Annotated in this window: 17 protein-coding genes and 1 other RNA gene; 4 read left to right on the top strand and 14 right to left on the bottom strand. The window is 41.8% G+C overall.

Annotated features, from left to right (window positions below; translation table 11 throughout):
* The 5 genes from V7K45_RS27190 to V7K45_RS27170 all read right to left on the bottom strand — a co-directional run.
* Positions 1-1056, bottom strand: a 1056-nt coding sequence (locus V7K45_RS27190) for a tetratricopeptide repeat protein (RefSeq protein WP_335008187.1), incomplete at its 3' end; no start/stop codon positions are given.
* Positions 1057-1092: 36 nt separating this feature from the next.
* The gene (locus V7K45_RS27185; protein ID WP_335008185.1) at positions 1093-2769 is read right to left on the bottom strand and encodes a tetratricopeptide repeat protein; all 1677 of its coding nucleotides are present in this window, start codon (positions 2767-2769) and stop codon (positions 1093-1095) included.
* A 317-nt stretch (positions 2770-3086) separates the two neighbouring features.
* Positions 3087-4172 (bottom strand): Gfo/Idh/MocA family protein, encoded by a 1086-nt coding sequence (locus V7K45_RS27180; protein WP_335008183.1) that lies wholly within the window; start codon positions 4170-4172, stop codon positions 3087-3089.
* A gap of 103 nt (positions 4173-4275) precedes the next feature.
* A complete protein-coding gene (rnc, locus tag V7K45_RS27175; protein ID WP_335008181.1) occupies positions 4276-5001 on the bottom strand; it encodes a ribonuclease III in 726 nt (241 codons plus the stop codon).
* A 117-nt stretch (positions 5002-5118) separates the two neighbouring features.
* Positions 5119-5292, bottom strand: coding sequence for a hypothetical protein (locus V7K45_RS27170; protein ID WP_289798473.1), 174 nt, complete (start codon positions 5290-5292; stop codon positions 5119-5121).
* Between the two features lie 128 nt (positions 5293-5420).
* Here V7K45_RS27170 and V7K45_RS27165 point away from each other — a divergent pair, with 128 nt between their 5' ends.
* Positions 5421-5804: a hypothetical protein gene (locus V7K45_RS27165; RefSeq protein ID WP_292781207.1), complete on the top strand. Its 384-nt coding sequence runs from the start codon at positions 5421-5423 to the stop codon at positions 5802-5804.
* Between the two features lie 137 nt (positions 5805-5941).
* Here V7K45_RS27165 and rnpB read toward each other — a convergent pair.
* From rnpB to groL, 4 genes are all read right to left on the bottom strand, one after another.
* Positions 5942-6361, bottom strand: an RNA gene (gene rnpB, locus V7K45_RS27160) — RNase P RNA component class A.
* Between the two features lie 51 nt (positions 6362-6412).
* Complete coding sequence (locus V7K45_RS27155; RefSeq protein WP_335008179.1) at positions 6413-7108, bottom strand: hypothetical protein; 696 nt, start codon at positions 7106-7108, stop codon at positions 6413-6415.
* A 65-nt stretch (positions 7109-7173) separates the two neighbouring features.
* Positions 7174-8316 (bottom strand): magnesium/cobalt transporter CorA, encoded by a 1143-nt coding sequence (gene corA, locus V7K45_RS27150; RefSeq protein ID WP_335008177.1) that lies wholly within the window; start codon positions 8314-8316, stop codon positions 7174-7176.
* A gap of 280 nt (positions 8317-8596) precedes the next feature.
* Positions 8597-10270 carry a chaperonin GroEL gene (gene groL, locus V7K45_RS27145; RefSeq protein ID WP_335008175.1) on the bottom strand — a complete coding sequence of 558 codons (1674 nt, stop codon included), beginning with the start codon at positions 10268-10270 and terminating at the stop codon, positions 8597-8599.
* A gap of 158 nt (positions 10271-10428) precedes the next feature.
* On the opposite strand from groL, the gene V7K45_RS27140 reads away from it, so the two are divergent.
* Positions 10429-11511 (top strand): MraY family glycosyltransferase, encoded by a 1083-nt coding sequence (locus tag V7K45_RS27140; protein WP_335008173.1) that lies wholly within the window; start codon positions 10429-10431, stop codon positions 11509-11511.
* A 61-nt stretch (positions 11512-11572) separates the two neighbouring features.
* On the opposite strand, the gene V7K45_RS27135 is transcribed toward V7K45_RS27140, so the two are convergent.
* Both V7K45_RS27135 and fabG read right to left on the bottom strand, forming a co-directional pair.
* Positions 11573-12418, bottom strand: coding sequence for an Rpn family recombination-promoting nuclease/putative transposase (locus tag V7K45_RS27135; RefSeq protein ID WP_335008171.1), 846 nt, complete (start codon positions 12416-12418; stop codon positions 11573-11575).
* Positions 12419-12513: 95 nt separating this feature from the next.
* Positions 12514-13260: a 3-oxoacyl-[acyl-carrier-protein] reductase gene (fabG, locus tag V7K45_RS27130; RefSeq protein ID WP_335008169.1), complete on the bottom strand. Its 747-nt coding sequence runs from the start codon at positions 13258-13260 to the stop codon at positions 12514-12516.
* A 652-nt stretch (positions 13261-13912) separates the two neighbouring features.
* On the opposite strand from fabG, the gene trxA reads away from it, so the two are divergent.
* Positions 13913-14230, top strand: coding sequence for a thioredoxin (gene trxA, locus V7K45_RS27125; protein ID WP_292818787.1), 318 nt, complete (start codon positions 13913-13915; stop codon positions 14228-14230).
* 216 nt (positions 14231-14446) lie between these two features.
* Entirely contained in the window at positions 14447-14611 is a 165-nt protein-coding gene (locus V7K45_RS27120; RefSeq protein ID WP_335008167.1) for a hypothetical protein, read from the top strand.
* Between the two features lie 214 nt (positions 14612-14825).
* Here the strand turns inward: V7K45_RS27120 and V7K45_RS27115 are convergent, their stop codons facing one another.
* From V7K45_RS27115 to V7K45_RS27105, 3 genes are all read right to left on the bottom strand, one after another.
* Positions 14826-16751 (bottom strand): iron uptake porin, encoded by a 1926-nt coding sequence (locus V7K45_RS27115; RefSeq protein ID WP_335008189.1) that lies wholly within the window; start codon positions 16749-16751, stop codon positions 14826-14828.
* A 689-nt stretch (positions 16752-17440) separates the two neighbouring features.
* A complete protein-coding gene (locus tag V7K45_RS27110; RefSeq protein ID WP_335008166.1) occupies positions 17441-17983 on the bottom strand; it encodes a hypothetical protein in 543 nt (180 codons plus the stop codon).
* Positions 17984-18189: 206 nt separating this feature from the next.
* Entirely contained in the window at positions 18190-18948 is a 759-nt protein-coding gene (locus tag V7K45_RS27105; protein WP_335008164.1) for an isoprenyl transferase, read from the bottom strand.
* Positions 18949-18952 lie beyond the last annotated feature (4 nt).

Here is an 18952-nt window from a genome sequence, read left to right as displayed (position 1 = left end):
TGCATCTAATTTCTTCTGCTCTTTTAGGGCATTGCCGAGATTGTTGTAAGCATAAGCATCGTTAGGGTTGAGTTGAATCGCTTTTTGGTAGGCGGCAACTGCTGCATCTAATTTCTTCTGCTCTTTTAGGGCATTGCCGAGATTGTTGTAAGCATAAGCATCGTTAGGGTTGAGTTGAATCGCTTTTTGGTAGGCGGTAACTGCTGCATCTAATTTCTTCTGGTCACTCAGGGCAACGCCGAGATTGTTGTAAGCATAAACATCATTAGGGTTGAGTTGAATCGCTTTTTGGAAGGCGGCAACTGCTGCATCTAATTTCTTCTGGTCACTCAGGGCATTGCCAAGATTGTAGTAAGCATTAGCATAGTTAGGGTTGAGTTGAATTGCTTTTTGGAAGGCGGCAACTGCTGCATCTAATTTCTTCTGCTCTTTTAGGGCATTGCCGAGATTGTTGTAAGCATAAGCATCGTTAGGGTTGAGTTGAATTGCTTTTTGGAAGGCGGCAACTGCTGCATCTAATTTCTTCTGGTCATACAGGGCAATACCGAGATTATAGTAAGCAGTAGCATAGTTGGGGTTGAGTTGAATTGCTTTTTCGTAGGCGGCAACTACTGCATCTAATTTTTTCTGTCCATACAGCACATTACCTAAACCGTTGTAAGCAATGGCTAAGTTGGGGTTAATTTGCAAGGCTTTATTGTGAGATGCTAATGCCTCCTCTAATTTTCCTTGAGCATTTAGCACGTTCCCTATACCCACGTAAGCTTCGGCATCATTAGGGTTGAGTTGTAATGCTTTCTGGTGCGCTGCTAACGCTGCATCTAATTTTCCCTGTCGCCTTAAAGCATTACCCAAATTGTTATAAGCTTTGACATTATTGGGGTCAACTTGTAAAACTTTACGCCAAATTGTCTCTGCTTGGGAATTATTACCCACCGATTCGGCAGTATCACCTTGTTTAAATAGCTGTTCTATATTGTTTTGAGCAAATACAAGCTGGGGTGTGGTAGCCAGAGATAGAGTTAAAAATAAAGTAGTAAATATACGGCTGTGCATAATATTTTTTAAACTAGCTGAGATTTTATGCTTGTTTTATTTGTGTTCATTGACTTTTTCAGTAGGGTTAATGCTCCAAGTAAGTAGTTGTTTTTGAACTTCAGACATCGGATAAGCCAAATCTCGGTCTTCACCTTTTCGGGCGAAGACGATGCCTAAAAGTTGATTTTGCGAATCTATTACAGGACTGCCAGAATAACCAGGTTTGAGTGCAGCTTGAGATATTTCTAATTGCTGGTTTTGATAGCTGATTTGTCCTGATTGCATAGACCAAGATTTATCTTCACCTCTTTGGGCAGAATGACCGATAATCCGAATGGGCATTTTTGGAGCGATCGCACTTGAGGAGATAGATAAGGGTTGGATATCTTCTGGCAGTTTACCAATAACTTCTAAAACCGCTAAATCGAGTTCTTTGTCTGTAGTAATTTTGAATAGCTTGGCATCTCGCCGCATTCGCACTCGGTTTGATGGCGGTGAACTGAAAAATTCCACTTGGATATTTTTACCTTGTTCATAGCCATCAAAAATGACATGACGATTAGTGAGGATTAATGTGCGATCGCCTTCTCGCTGAATTATGACACCAGTGCCGATCTCTGTTCCCTGGCGATCGCTGTTAAAAAACTCCGCAGTGATCAGAACTACAGAACGCTTAACGGCTACAGTTGGATCATTCTTAGGCAACCATTGGCGATCGTCTTCTACGCTTGCTAGTTTATTTTGTTGCTCTGTCCATAACCGCCTTGCTTCTCTATTATTGTTCCTGGCATAGGAAAAATTGGGGTCAAGTTCCTCTGCCTTGTCAAAATGTTCTATAGCTTCTTTAAATTTTCCTTGCTGTTGGAATATCCAACCTAAATTATTATTAGCCAGAATATGAGTAACTGGAATTTCACTATCTTGTGGTAATTTTAGAGCTTTTTCGTAGGCAGCAACGGCTCCTTCTAATTTTTTCTGCTGCCTCAGAATAAGTCCGAGATTGTACAGGGTATTGCCGAGATTGTAGTAAGCATCAGCAAAGTTAGGGTTGAGTTGAATCGCTTTTTGATAAGCAGCAACGGCGGCATCTAATTTCTTCTGCTGTCTTAGGGTATAGCCGAGATTGTAGTAAGCATTAGCAAAGTTAGGGTTGAGTTGAATCGCTTTTTGATAAGCAGCGACGGCGGCATCTAATTTCTTCTGCTGTATCAGGGTATAGCCGAGATTGTAGTAAGCATCAGCATAGTTGGGGTTGAGTTGAATCGCTTTTTGATAAGCAGCGACGGCGGCATCTAATTTCTTCTGCTGTATCAGGGCATTGCCAAGATTGTAGTAAGCATCAGCAAAGTTGGGGTTGAGTTGAATTGCTTTTTGGAAGGCGGCAACTGCTGCATCTAATTTCTTCTTATCACTCAGGACATTACCGAGATTGTTGTAAGCAGCAGCATAGTTGGGGTCAAGTTGAATTGCTTTTTCGAAAGCGGCAACTGCTGCATCTAATTTATTCTGTCTAGACAGTGCAATGCCAAGATTACTGTAAGCAGTCGCCAACTTAGGTTCAAGTTGCAAAACTTTACGCCAAATAATTTCTGCTTGGGAGCTGTTACCCATTGTTTCGGCAGCGTTGCCTTGTTGAAATAGCTGCTCAATATTGTTTTGAGCAACTACAAACTGCGGTATGGTAGCCAGAAATAGAGTTAAAAATAAAGTAGTAAATATACGGTTGTGCATAATCATGCTCATACGTTAAATGATTTTATCAGGACTTACCTGAAAATCGCTAAAAACCAGATTAATTTTTGATAAATACTCGTGAACGAGTTTTTGAACTCCATTAATGAACCTCAAAGCTTCATTAATGAGTCTTTGATACTCGTGAATGAGTCTTTGAACTCCATTAATGAAGTAAAATGGGCGGTTATTCAATATAATCCTAAAGACGCGATAAATTGCCGTCTCTACAGAAGGACTGGTTCTTGTAAAGACGGCGATTTATCGCGTCTCTTGCCTTAACCGAACAGTATTGGGTAGTTATTCTCAAAGGAAAATTAGACTTGAGAGCAGTTGTTCAGAAAAACAGCTTGGCCGCCTTGCTCAAGAGATACAGTCAGAGCAGCAAGAATTTCTACTAACTCAGTGCCTACCCAGCCAGACGAAATCTCTGAGGGAGTATTGTTGAGAATTGAGACAACAAAGGAGGAGCAAACTCGCCCCAATGGTTCTCCTGACTCTAATTCCAGCGCTATCTGTCTTTGATTCACAGGAATAAATTGATTCCCCTGCTGTTCAAACTCACCATGTAGCAGGGTTAAGGGTGATGATATTGACATTTCATCAAAAATCAAGCTGCCAAGACTACCCACAATCCCCAACCGTCGCTGTTTATCAGAATTCAGCCAACACAAGTGAATATAAGCTTGAAAGCCATCTGGATATGTGAGTGTTAACCATACTAAATCAGCCAAACCTTGAGGTACAGAATCTGTATATGGACTCACCTCTGCTCCCCTGCTCCCCTGCTCCCCTACTCCCTGTAACCACACCGTACCCGTTGCTTGTACTTGCACAGGAATTTGATCCAGCCAAGCGTTAAAGATCGCAATATCGTGAATAGCTAAGTCCCAAAGCGCATCAACATCTTGCCGGACAGGCCCTAAATGGGTGCGGGTGGCGTAGCCATAGCGTAAATCACCTAATTTACCCGCTTGTACTACAGTTTTTCCTTGCTCAACAGCTGGGTGAAATAAATAAGTATGGTCAACAGTTAGTATTAAATGATGCTGTTCTGCTAACTGGCAAAGTTCCCGACATTCTGTTGGATTGAGAGTTAGGGGCTTTTCTGCCAAAACATGGTATCCCTTTTGGAGAGAGTCTTTAATTAAAGCATAGTGGGTGGTAGCAGGAGTTGCGATCGCCACTCCTGTCAACCCTGGCACTGTCTTTAAATCCTGCCACTGAGTTGTTAATAGTACATTATTTTCTAAGTTAAACTGCTGCTTGACCGCCGCTAATCGTTCTGGATGAGGGTCGACTACAGCAACTACATTTACTTGAGGATGTGCTAAAAAATTCCGCAACAGATGCACTCCCCAACGCCCAACTCCGATAACAGCAATATTAATTTTATTTGTCATTAGTTATTAGTCATTTGTCATTTGTCATTTGTCATTTGTATACAAAGGACGAGGGACAAATGACCACTGACAATCAACTGATTATCGACTAATCCCCCTGATTTTAAGATCGGGGTATTTGCGGATTAGGAATTGCTAAAAAAGCTACTTTAGCTGCGGCTTGTTCGGCAGTTTTGATCGATCGCCCCTTACCTTCTCCAAGTTTGTTTCCGTGCAGCCACACTTCAGCTATGAAACGTTCTTGATTGCGATGTGGTTGAGTGACTTCTACAACCCGATACTCTGGTAAAACTTTAAATTGCGCCTGAGTCCATTCTTGGAGAGCAGCTTTGTAATTAAGTCTGGCAGGATCGAGGCGAATTTCTGTTGCTAGTTGGTGAAAGTGGGGATCTAGCCAAGAGCGAATCAATTCCAGATTTTGAGTACTTAAGTAAAGCGCACCCAAAACTGCTTCAAAAGCATCTGCCAATCGTGACTCTAGACCAACTTTATCGGCGGTAGCACTACCAGCAACTAGTAAGTATAACTCCAAACCATAAACTCTGGCTAATTGGGCGAGAATGCGATCGCTCACCAACACCGAACGAATTGCCGCAAAATCCCCTACTGGACAATCGGGATAATTTTCCCATAACACAACAGCCGACACCAGGCGCACCACTGCATCGCCAACAAATTCCAGCTGTTCATAATTTGCTGAATCAGAGACAGTGGGATGAGTTAGCGCTAAATCTAGCAATTCCCACTTTATAGGTGCTTCTAGCGACAAACCAAATTTTTGGACTAAACTTTCAAGTTGCCGTTGACGGCGTGGATAGGCAAGGGGCATTGCATGATAAGGGGAAGGGGGCGGGGGGCGGAAGGGGCGGAGGGGTAGGGGAAGCAGGGGAAGCTATCTATATTTATATTCTTAAAGTTCTTGGACTATTACTCTAACAACTTTTTGTTACTTCTCTCTATCTAGCTTCTCTTGGATCGCTTGACGGCAAAATTCAGGAGGATCGTCTTTAGCTTTTACTTCTTGCTTCATTTCCTTGGTGACACGAAAATTCAATTGTTCGGTTAATTCCTTGCTTGGTTGGTTTCCAAAATTTTCAGGTTTACCCTTAGCTTTAGCCATTTATATAGAAACGTAAATATAGCTTGAAGTCGATGTTAACAACGGAATAGAGTTTAGTTCGGTGGTGTTCGTGTCTTGCAAACTAGTTCACCACCGATTCCCACTTTTACAAGAGGTAACTCTATTTTATGTTTACGCGCACAGAATTAGAAGTCAAAAGCTTGAGAGCGTTACGCGATTTATGTCTGATACAGTACGGCATCCAAGCAATAGGAAACCCTGCTGATAAGGCATCATACATTAATGCACTCCTGACTTTTCCTGTTATAGCCTGCAAGCAAGTATCAGAAAATAAAGGATTGAAGTCTCCTATGCTTTCTCAAGTAGAAGCGCTAGAAGCGACATTAGAAGCTATGGGAACACCGACACCAGAGCAGTCAGCATTGCTCAAGGTGACGATGGAGGGGAGGAAACTAGAGTATCCAGCACGGTACAGTCAAGAGAAACTGTTTGGACTCTATCGGGTTAAATGGCATTTGGATACAGCATTAGAGATATTGGGAATGCTTTAGATAAATTAGCGATGTCTACGACGAGCTTCTCTACGAGACGCTACGCGTAGCAAGATCCCAAAGGGTACGCTTACGCACAAAACCCGTACAAAAAATAATAGAGTACAAACCGTGAAAGGTTCATACTCCATTAAAGGGGAGAGAGCAGGACATAAGCCGGGTTCTGTTCTCTTGCGAGGGCAGTTATCTATCTGGGACGTTTGTTACCAAACGCCTCAAGCGGCTCTCATTGAGCGGAACTGGTAAAAGACCAACCGTAGTTCCTATCGCCTTGCTCCCAACCGGGGTTTACCGAGCCAGCACCTCTCGATACTGCTGGTGCGCTCTTACCGCACCTTTGCACCCTTACCAAACAATTTTGAATTTTGGATTTTGGATTTTAGATTCAATCCAAAATTTAAAATCTAAAATCCAAAATTGTTTGGCGGTATCTTTCTGTGGCACTATCCTCACGATCGCTCGCACTGGACGTTATCCAGCAAGTTTGGTCTTTCGGGAGTCCGGACTTTCCTCAAACCAGTGACTATGACTGATCTGCAACCGCCTGCGCCTACTCTCTCCTTAGATCCAGTGTAATCTTTGAAAGTCCCTAGTATGTTGACAAGGCATTACTTTTTTTTATTCCAAGGTAGAGCGTAAGTCCAAGGTAGTTTCCTAACTGTGAAAGGACAATTGATAATACTAATGGGAGGAAAATCACGACCTGGAGCTAGACCTAAACGTACTTCAGATATCCTAAGCACCAGTTGCAGAGAAAAATCCAACTCTTTTTTTCTGTTAAAAAAGTCGTTGTACAACTTTTTTTGCCCTTTTTGTAGCCCACCGATATCAATTAGTGGTTTTTTTGCTAAATAGGTTCCAGCTACTTGATCGCGCTGGAAAACATCTTCTGCTGTCACTGTTTCAGAAAGTGTTTTCCTGGGAGCAATCAGGCTAGGACTTTGGGGTACTGCTAAGTCGCGGGTTAAGTCTGGTGATTTCCGAATTACGCGGCGCGATTGCTTACTATGTTCAACAACTAAAGAACTGTTATCCCAGTCAACGTATAGGGCAACATTATCCGATTTATTTTCGATACTAATTCCTAAATCTTTCAAATCGTCAATTGGGTATGAGGATTTGAGTTTAAAGGAAATTCCAATTTTATCATCGAGATTTTGTTCTTTGAGTTGTTCGTCAACGATTCCTTTTTTAAACTCAAATTTAACTTGGTCATCGATGGATTCAATCATGCGGTTGAAAACATAAGATACACCGATAATATAAATCGTCAAAACTACTAAATTTTGGTCGCTACTCCTCATAACTCAAAAATCTTAACTCCTGGTGCTAATGAATATATATTTGACTCATCGCTAATCTACAATTTTTAATTGCGCTTGATTACTACAGAATTTTGCAACCATCCTCGTCGCCAAAAAAAGAATAGCAAACTAACTGCGATCGCTAACATCAATGCCCAGCAAAGTGGATAACCCCAATACCAATTCAACTCAGGCATATTATATGGTGATTTCTCAGTATTGAAATTCATACCATATATTCCGGCCACAAAAGTCAGGGGAATAAAAATTGTTGAAACTATCGTTAGTACCTTCATGATTTCATTCATTTTATTACTGACTGCCGAAAGGTACACATCCATTAATCCAGATGATAGTTCTCGGTAAGTTTCTACCATATCCATCACTTGCACTGTATGGTCATAACAATCTCGCAGGTAGATTCGCACTTCTTCACAAATCAAATCGGGAGCATCTCGAATTAAGGAATTAATTGCATCTCTCTGGGGCCAGATAGCGCGACGTAGTTGCAGTAATTCTCGTCTAATTTGATAAATATTTTGCAGTGTTTGAGGCGTTGGTTTAACTATTACTTCCTCCTCTAACTCTTCGATTCGCTCACCATAAAGCTCCAGTACGGGGAAAAAGCCATCAATAATTGCATCTAACAGAGCATAAGCTAAATAATCCGCTCCTTGTTTACGGATGGTACCTTTGTTTTTTTCAATTCGCGATCGCACCGCTTCAAAGCAATCATGTTCTGGTTCCTCTTGTACTGTCAGTAAATAATTTTTTCCTAATATCAAACTCACTTGTTCGCTGTGAAAACCACATATTCTTTCCTTGGGCACTACCATCCGGGCAATGAATAGCAATTGGTCTTCATAATCTTCTGTTTTGGGGCGCTCTGGCACATTGACTATATCTTCTAAAACTAGAGCATGTAGCTTAAAAACGTTACCCAATCGTTGTAAGATGTCTTGACTACCTAAACCTTGTACATCTACCCAAGAAACCGATTCCGCTTCCAGATAGGGGACACACTCCTCTGGAGTTTCTATTTGTTCGCGGATGAAATTGGTTTGGTTATAGTCAATCAAAAAAATGATTGGCGGTGGAGCATCTGCATCAATAAAAATAGTTCCAGGTATAGTCCCTGGTTGGTGATGGAACTCGTCTTCATACAGCTTGGTGAGTATCTTAGGAAGGCGACGTAGTTTTCGTGCCATGCAATATTACCTAATAGTCATTTGTCATTGGTCATTTGTCATTAGTAAATAACAAAGGACATAAGGATAACTTACACGTTATTTTACAAAAATTAATATAAAGACAGTAATTTCTAAATTAGGCAATTATTTAGGTTGCTAATTTGGTTATCACCCAGATTTAATCTGATGAATTACGAATTGGTATAACATATTGCCTCTGAATCAGCAATGCTACAAAAAAACAGTTTGCCTTAGCAAGACAAACTGTTTAAAAAATATTTATCTGGGTCAGCAGAAATTAGAACATGCCCATGCCGCCCATGCCGCCCATGCCGCCCATGCCACCCATACCGCCCATGCCGCCCATATCAGGGGCAGGAGCAGCGGATTTTTTCTCTGGCTTTTCAACAACGATCGCTTCGGTGGTTAAGACCAAACCAGCAATGGAACCAGCGTTTTGCAAAGCTGAACGCACGACTTTGGCAGGGTCGATAATACCAGCAGCAATCAAGTCTTCAAATTCGCCAGTAGCAGCGTTATAGCCAGTGTTGATGTCGCTCTCGCGGACTCTAGAGACGATCACAGAACCTTCAGCACCAGCATTGTCTGCTATTTGGCGCAAGGGGGCTTCTAGCGCTCGTTCGACAATATCAGCCCCAATTCTTTCTTCGTCATTTTCTAGGGTCTTTTTAATCGCTTCTACCGCCTTAGCTAAGTGAATCAAGGTTGTCCCACCACCAGGAACAATACCTTCTTCCACAGCAGCTTTAGTCGCGTTGAGCGCGTCTTCAATCCGCAGTTTCCGGTCTTTGAGTTCGGTTTCGGTTGCCGCACCCACTTTAATCACTGCCACGCCGCCAGCGAGCTTGGCGATGCGTTCTTGAAGTTTTTCTCGATCGTAGTCAGAATCGGTTTCTTCCAACTGTCTGCGAATTTGACCAATCCGCTTTTGTACTTCTGGCTTGGTGACACTGCCAGCGACAATTGTGGTGCTTTCTTTATCAATGGTGATTTTGCGAGCAGTTCCCAGCGCTTCTACAGCAGCTGTATCCAAACTTAAGCCGATTTCTTCCGAAATCAACTGTCCATCGGTGAGAATCGCAATATCTTCTAACAAAGCTTTGCGGCGATCGCCAAAGCCAGGCGCTTTAATTGCAGCCACGGCCAGCACACCCCGCGCTTTGTTCACCACCAGAGTTGCCAAAGCATCACCTTCAACATCTTCAGCAATAATTAGCAACGGCTGACCAGAACGGGCAACTTTTTCCAAAATCGGCACTAAATCTTGGATGCTGCTGATTTTTTTATCTGTCACCAAAATGCGGGCGTTTTCAAATTCCACAATTTGCCGTTCGTTGTTGGTGACGAAGTAGGGAGAAATATAACCCCTGTCAATCTGCATCCCCTCAACTACTTCTAGTTCAGTTGTCAGGGATTTAGATTCTTCAACGGTAATTACACCATCTTTGGTGACTTTTTCCATTGCTTGAGCTAACATTTGGCCAACTTCTTCATCGTTACCAGCAGAAACAGTGGCAACTTGAGCGATCGCACTTCCTTCTACTGGCTTGGCTATTTTGGCAATTTCTTCTACCAGTGCCTCAATAGTTTTGTCGATCCCGCGCTTCAAGCTAACAGGGTTACTACCCGCCGCGACGTTCTTCAAACCTTCCCGGATCAAAGCTTGTGCTAAAACGGTGGCGGTGGTTGTCCCATCTCCAGCGACATCTTTAGTTTTTGAGGCCACTTCCTGGATGAGTCTTGCACCAGTATTTTCCAAAGGATCTTCTAATTCAATTTCCTTGGCAACAGTGATACCATCGTTGACAATTTGAGGTGCGCCAAATTTTTTCTCTAAAAGGACATTGCGACCTTTAGGCCCCAAGGTGATTTTTACAGCATCGGCAAGGGCGTTAACACCCCTTTCTAGAGCTCTCCGAGATTCCTCGTCAAATGCAATAATTTTCGCCATGTTTCATTTCTCCAGCGCTTCCATTAGACAATTTAGCACTCACAGCGCCAGAGTGCTAATCTCTCAAGCTGCTCAAGTTACAAATGGAAATAAAAAAAATTGATTAATATACAGGTGATGCTCATATTAGATACTGGCAGTAATGCTTGAATTGGGAGATGAATCTAGACAACTCCCTTAAGACCCTTGGTATTGCCGACCCTAGCGGCACCGGCTGGTTGGCAGTAGTATTTACGTTCCTCTTGGCTTGGCTTGTAACTTGGCGTTTAATTCCGACAGTACGCAAATTCGCCTTGCGGGTAGGTTGGGCTGACCAACCCAACGCACGGCGACTCAATCGAGAACCTTTACCCAATGCAGGGGGGTTGGCTATCTACGCGGGCGTGATTGCCGCGCTGGTATTAGCTAGTCTTTTACGACCGATCGAACTCCAAAACGTATTGGCTCAGGTGCTCACTATTCTGTTGGGGGGTTCGATATTAGTCCTTGTGGGCTTTATTGACGATCAATTTGGCTTACCGCCCTCTGTGCGATTGTGGGCGCAAATTGTCACGGCACTTTTGCTGGTAGCTAATGGCATCAGTGTCAAAGTCCTGTTTGGCACTCCCATCGACTCGCTTCTGTCCATGTTGCTAACAGTACTATGGGTAGTAGGGATTACCAACGCCATCAACTTGATGGATGGTATGGATGGCTTGGCAGGAGGAATTAGCTTTATTACCGCCATGAGTTTGTTGGGCGTTGCAGCTCAATTTAACAATCGTGCCGCGGCAATCTTAGTACTTGCAGCTTTGGGAGGTGCTGCACTAGGATTTTTGCGCCATAATTTCCATCCGTCACGAATTATTATGGGTGATGCCGGAGCATACTTTTTCGGCTATGTGCTGGCAGCAACTAGTATTTTAGGCAAACTGCAACAAAACACAGTTTATGCGCTAATTCCTACGGTTTTATTTCTGTTGTTACCGGTGCTAGACACCACTCAAGTATTTGTGCGGCGGCTACTAGCAGGAAATAACCCTCTCAGTACTCCTGGCAAAGACCACCTGCACCACCGCCTACTTGCTTGGGGACTCTCCCAGCGCAATGCTGCGTTTACGCTTTGGTCAATTACCTTAGTTTTCAACCTGCTGGCGATGAGAATACAAGGTATGAGTTTGGCTGTGATGCTGACAACCGCCACTAGCATTATCCTGCTTTTGGGCTTTACAGTCTGGCAAAGGATACGCCAACAGCCTTAGTTACTGGTAGGGTGGGCATTGCAGTGCTAGCCCTACTATGTTTATTCAGTTCATCAAAAATTCAAGCTTGAGTTAAATTGTCTTGCAACCAAGCAACTAAATCTCCTTCTATGGAAAAATCCAACAGTGCCTCGGCTAGATTTTCAAGCTGTTCGATAGATAACTGGCTGATACGCTCTTGCAATTGCGGACTCAAATTACCAATGCGTCGTCGTAACTGGCGCATGACTAGCTCTAGAGTTGTTTCCTGCTTGAGCTCCTCATAAAGTCTAGTCGTTTTGATATCAAAATCACCGAGTCCAAACATTTTTACCAACTCCTGACGACTGATACGCGGTAGTTTGTAAACTACAATTGTTTCTATTAAATCTAACACTTTTTTTTGAAGTGCTTTATCGCTCAATTCTGAACGTGTCTTTGTAATCAAACTTTTGACTAATATGGGAGTTTGTTTTTTATTTACAACTACTAATTTGATAATACCAACTCCCAAGGAATATTCAGTTACTTCTACAAGCTCGTTTAAATATAGCCTCGTTACAAGTTGGCTTTCGAGTAAGACTCGATACGGTTGAACTTGGGTTGGTTCAAGGCTGCGGCGAGGGAATATAACTACTGCTCGCCAATCTGAAGTAGGTGCGTAAAGTCGTAAATACAGAAATATTTCTGAAAATAAACGAGCATAAAATTCATTATCTTTTTGAAATTGAACCTCTACAAAATAAATCGGCTGACGACTAGTGTCAGCAATAGGAAGAAAGACTCCATCAATGCGAAATGCTGTTTGCTTTAATTCTACTGAAGCGAAATTATATGCATTTGCTTCTGATGGTTGCAGATTAATTAATTCAAAAAAAGCACTGGGGAAAGTTTGAAATAAACGATAAAAAATAGAGTCTGTTTTCATTATTAGTCTGTCAAATTTTATTTAATAAGTTCGTAGTTGGCGCTTTAGCGCCAACTACGAAAAATCGTTACCCCTCAATTATTTAGCTCAACTATTTAGGCCATTACCATGCCGCCATCGACGTTAAAGACTTGTCCGGTGATGTAGGTGGCGGCGGGATCGGCAGCGAGGAAACGCACCATCCCAGCAACTTCTTCAGGTTGGCCGAAGCGACCAAGTGGGATGTATTTGAGAATATCTTCGGGGTTGTTGAGATCGCTGGTCATGTCAGTGGTGATGAATCCAGGGGCGACAGCGTTAACGGTGATGCCGCGAGTAGCGAGTTCTTTAGCAACGCTTTTGGTGAAGCCGATGACACCTGCTTTGGCAGCACTATAGTTTGACTGACCTGGGTTGCCCATTTGCCCAGCAACAGAGGTAATGTTGATAATCCGCCCCGATCGCTGCTTCAGCATGATTTTACTGGCGGCGCGTGTACATAAGAAAACACCAGTTAGATTCAGGTCTATCACTGCTTGCCAATCTTCTGGCTTCAAACGCAAAAGCAGTGTGTCGCGGGTAATACCTGCATTGTTGACTAATATATCCACACGCTTAAACTTTTCCATGACGGCGTTAACTAGTGCGTCTACTTGATCGCCTTTAGAAACGTCAGCTTGGATCGCGATCGCTTGACCTCCCGCATCTGTAATTTCAGCAACAACTGACTCAGCAGCAGCACTCGAACTGGCATAATTGACAACTGCGATCGCTCCTTGTGAGGCTAATTCAATTGCGATCGCTCGGCCAATTCCTCGTGAAGCACCTGTGACAATTGCGACTTTATCTTGTAATAGCGTCATTTAATGTTCCTCAATCTTAGAAATACTGCGGTAATTATCTTATGGTGATTTCGGGAACATCTGAATATTGGCTGAATAAAATCTAACTTTTGCAGGGTGACAATCTTGCTGTCATGCTGCAAATTAGAGAGCTAATAGATAAAGTTATATGTCAAATTTACTTACATATAGCTATCCTGAATCAAATGCGCAGAAACAAGATCCCGACTTGATAAAGTTATCAGGGATCGTAGGTTACAATTCTCACTAATTAAATAGGATTACTATATAACTCGAATAAAAAAAATTAACGTTTTACTATAATTAAATATTTATAGTTATTTCTCTGTGGATGGATCAATAACTTGAAGCAATATATTCACCTGGCTGGATAGAGTAGAAAATGTTGCAGCCACACCTGGAGTAGATATCACTCTCGTGAATGCCTTTATAATTATTTGGTTGGTCAGGATAGCTTTAAATACATATCTAATGCATATACACAACCTCAAAAAAATGCGTATTTTATTATAATTATTTAATATTTTGGGCTGTGAAATCATTCTATATTAACTAATCTAATCTTTTGCCAACAAAAACCCATGAACCTATACCGATTTTATTTTCTAAGAATTACTATTGAAACAAACAATTGAAAATCGGTGTGTGTCACATGGCAACTAAAAAGCAATTCAACAGCTTTGAAGAGATGCTGTCTGCTTCTGATGTACCTGTATTAGTAGATTTTTATGCTGACTGGTGTGGTCCCTGTCAAATGATGGTGCCAATTTTAGAGCAAGTCAATGCCCAACTTAAGGATCGCTTAAGGATTGTCAAAATCGACACAGAAAAATACACAGATTTGGCTACTGAGTATAAAATTGCTTCTCTTCCAACCCTAGTACTGTTTAAGCAGGGTAAGCCTGTGGAGCGGATAGAGGGAGTGATGCAAGCACCGCAGTTGGTGCAATATCTACAAACAAAGATTTAAGCTACACTTAGAATTTTGATTTTGGTTCTCAGAGGCGCGAAATATCGCGTCTTTTTTAGTGGGGTAGCACAGCTAGCTATAGCCCTACGAATCACCGAGTAAAATCTTAAGTAAATATTAAGCATATCTACTTATATGTCTAGAGAAAGTAGTTTAGAAATTGAGATGTATATATTGTATAGATATAACAAAATATCTTGACAAGTAAAGCAATATATGAATTATAAGCAACAAAAACCTGATAAAGCCTATATTTGGGTGAATATTGACTTTGATAAAGTTAAACATAGAATAGATGCGGTGACTTGCCAGATTGAGCGGGTTATACAAAAGCACCAAATTTCAAATAAAACTGCTAACTCCGGTAGAAAAAACAATTAGGTTATCTCTAGGGCGATATCTAGGATGGGTTAGAGTTACTTACTTTATTTTTAGGGTTTAGATTCTACAAACCTTGGTGGGGTTCAGCATCGAGTAAAGATTTTTTTGTCACGATACTAGTTAGATAGGGCAATATTGTTATGACTGTGAACTTTGTTACCCAATCCCAAAATCCCCCAATTTCTTGGGGGATTTTGACCATATTTCCAATCTCTTAAAACGTAAAAGTAGTCCGAAGTACGCCTACAGTCGTAGTCTCATTGTTGCTGTTACCTTCTGGGTTAAATAGAACAAATGCACCAGGGGTAATGCTGATATTATCGCTAACTTGAAGGCGGTAATAGGCTTCTAAATGGTAAGGAGTCGCCCGATTCTCGCCTGTGGGGGTAAGTTGAGCAGAACCACCAGCATCACTACGGAAAAGCGGCTGACCAAAAAGAATCCCGGCAGTGTTCCCTGACTTGAATAAATCATTGAAGTGAATTCCCGCCATCCAACTAGTAAATGTGGTAGAAGCATTCACGTTATTGGAAGCAGCGTCAACAAATAGTGCTGCACCGTAGCCAGATAAGGCTATCTTGGGAGACAGTCGCCATGTTAGCGTACCCCCAACAGAGTTGAGTGTGACCGGTGTTTCAGGTCCAAGCCCTGGCCCTGCTAAAGCACCGATATCACTACTAACTAATCCTGTACCCAAAATATTGATTTCGTGATAACTGTGGGCATAGTTTAAACCAATATCCAGAGCGGGACTTGGCTTGAAGGTTAACTGTGTGGCAATCACACTACTACCACTAAATAAACCTGCTCCCAAAGGTGTAGTAGAAACTCCTGGTACTGCCTCAGCGGCAGATTTTTGGGTTAAATTGGCATTTGGATTGCCGTATAAAGCTCTTAAATCCAAACTTGGCGAAATATTAAAAATAAATCCCGCTGCCGATGCTAAACCAGTACCCGAAGTCCCACCAGAAATCCGTACTACAGGATTCAAGTTGCCAAAACGAGAAATTGACTCTTGTCCTTCACCATAAAAAGGCGTAATTGCTGGGAAAGCATCTGATGTCTCCGCCGCAGTTCCCCCAAACAAGGTTAATTTATTAGCGACGGGAAAGATATACAGCAATTTATAAAGTTGAACGCTGTTTGCGCCAACGCTCGACAAAGTATTGACATTTAACCCCGGAAATTGCGGCTCAAAACTGGTACGAGCGCTACTTGCACTTAAAAGCGGCGAAGCTAATCCTAAACCTTGTTGTAAGCTACCCTGTCCATCGGCTCCACCCAAAAAGTTATAGGCTTGCAATCCAGTAATTAATGAATCTTTACCAGTAAAGCTAGTGGTAAGATTTAATCGCACTCTATTGACTAGGATGATGTTCGGGTCACTCTGATTAGGAGCGCCACCGCTAGCACCAACACCAGCAATAATTACCTCACCATTGAGTTTGGTAGTTGTAGAAAACTGATTTGCTTCTAGTTCTGCTGTGCGAGCTTCTACAGAATCTACTCGACCCCGCAATGTTGCCAATTCCGCCGCAAATTGTTCTTGTAGTTTCTGCAACGAGGCTAAATCTTCTTTCTTGACCAAATCACCAGTTGCAGTGGCAATCAGTTCGTTGATTCGCTCTAAACAAGCATTTAAGCCAGCAGCAAATTCATAGCGAGTCATCGCCCGATTACCGCGATAGGTTTGATTGGGATAACCTGCGATACAACCATAGCGCTCGACTAAAGATTGGAGTGCCTGAAAAGCCCAATCGGTCGGCTGTACATCAGACAATTGGGATACAGATGTTACTTGTGCAAGTTTGTCTGAAGATGTAGATGAACTTGCAGATGGTGGTGTGATTGGCTGCCAAACCTTAACAGCAGAATCTACTTCTAAATCTTGATTTTTTGGCTGTTGATTGACTGAGGATAAGTTTTTTTGACTCTCATTAGCTATCAACAACTTACTGGAGATATTATTTGCTAAATTGCTTTGAGGAGAATCATTTTTTTGATAGCTGCCATCATCTTGATTAACAGCTACGTTTTTATCTGCAATTTCTAAACTAGGAAGGGCTTGCACAGGTGATAACCCGGCAATTAAACATAAAAATCCCATCCCACTAGCAGAAGCTAGTAGATATTTTGCCATCATAACTCCCAACACCAAAAAAATAATGGAAAAATTAATTGCGATTTTAAAATGCATTGATAAGTAAATTTAAAGTAGATTTAGCAAGAGAATCTTGTTAACTTTAAATTTTGGATATACAGGATTTTTTCTGAATTAACTTACCAAAATATCACTTTATATCGCAAGTATTAAATTATAGTAAATACTATTTTTGGAAAGAATTAACAATAAATTATATTGATAGTTTTTATAGTAACTATAGAAATTACTAAATGGTTTGTAAACAGTACTTTCTGTAGGATGCCTAATTCATAAGCCTTCCAATTTTTCTCTGTTCAAATATAAAAGCGGATTGTTATTTTGATAAAACAATAATTACATAAGTCTCATTTTGTGATAAGGAATACAAATATTGAGCCGAGGATTCGGCTCAATACCCAATACTTTTCGGTTAAGGGGGAAAGGGGAAAGGGGAAAGGGAAAGGGTTTGAATTTACCTTTCCCCCTTTGCCCTTTAACCTTTTCCCAGACCAAAAGAGAGATTGTTAGGCTTATCCGAAAAGTATTGGCTCAATACCTAGCAAAAAATAATTTGTTCAAAAAAATTAAGAGACCGCGATCGCTGCTCAATTTAGGTGCAGGCTAAGATCGGCAGGAAAACAGCGTATTGTAGCACACAATTTCTCTGATTGAGATTTTTCAAGTATTCAATCCCACCAGTAACAAACAATCACCGCATCAGAATACCGATGAACATCTTCACCTGATAGCGCCCCTTCCAATCTAGTTCTCAGTCGGCGCTTCAGCCGCAAACCGTAGTCTTCATTCGTGCCATCACTTACCTCTACTGAGTCAGCCCGCCACTTTTTGCCCAAGTCTAAAAGCTCAGACACTTTTGTGTCTTGGTTCTCTGTCAGAATGTAGAGTGTATCGGCAGGATAAGCAATGAAATGGATGATGCTGGTTTCAGGCATGGGACGATAATTTGCCATTGCAAGAAGGGTATCGACCATACCACCAAAACTTAAACCGTTTTCATCTGGTGCAAAGATTGGTTTGGTGAACAGAAAGCTGGCCCATAAATTTCTGTGGTTGCAAAGGTCAGTAATTACTTCTTCGCCATCAAACTCATTGAACCGACGCTGCCAAACCAAGGCAGCAAAGAGTTCTTGAGGAGAATAGGATTCCGCAATCGATTGGATTTTGCCTAAATCAAGCATCACATTTACGGTAAGTAATATTTTTAACAAAACATTTGTAACTACCCTTGCAGTTTATTTACCCAGTGGCTGCTATTCTTATAGTTACTTCGGTCTGTCATAGCAGATAGATTATCCTCAATAATGTTTTTATTTATGAGCGCTCATATACCATCGTGGTAATGTGGGTGCTTTTACTTTATCGCTCATGGCAAAAATCTGGTTTGATTTTGAGGCGATATCTGGTGTTTGGTACACTAAGCTGGTACTGAAGCTTTAACTTGACCAAAACGGCGATCGCGATTTTGGTAGCTCAACAAAGCCTGATGAAATGCTTCTCGATTAAAATCTGGCCAAAAGATATCGGTGAAATACATCTCTGTATACGCCATTTGCCACAAAAGAAAATTACTCAATCGCATCTCACCGCTGGTACGAATCAGTAAATCTGGTTCTGGAGTATCTGCTGTATAGAGATGTTGTTCTACAAGACCTTCATTGACTTGTTCCGCACTGAGTTCGCCCTGTTCCACGAGTTGAGCTACTTGACGGCAAACTCTGGTAATTTCGTTGCGGCTACCATAGTTGACTGCAACAGTAAAGTGAATTGCTTGATTGTTCAATGTCTCTGTCATTGAACGTTCCATTTCGGTCTGTAGAGACTTGGGTAAAGCTGATAAATCTCCAATAAAGGAGATTCGTACACCTTCTTGATGCATCTGAGCTAACTCCCGGTGTAGTAATCGCTCAAACAAATGCATCAGAAAATCCACTTCTTCAACGGGACGCTGCCAATTTTCTGTTGAGAAAGCATAGGCTGTCAACGCTTTGACTCCCCAATCTTTGCAGCAACGCAATAGTTCTTTGAGTGTTTTTGCTCCTTGGCGATGTCCAGCAATGCGCGGTAATCCTCGACTAGTTGCCCATCGCCCGTTACCATCCATGATGACGGCAATATGTTGGGGGATTTTTTGGGGGTTTAAATCGGTGGGTAGTTTTGATTTGTCATTTGTCATTTGT

It is taken from the genome of Nostoc sp., assembly GCF_036917375.1.
Classification (GTDB): Bacteria; Cyanobacteriota; Cyanobacteriia; order Cyanobacteriales; family Nostocaceae; genus Nostoc.
The sequence above is the reverse complement of the archived record's forward strand: the minus strand, read 5'-3'. Positions and strand labels throughout refer to the sequence as shown.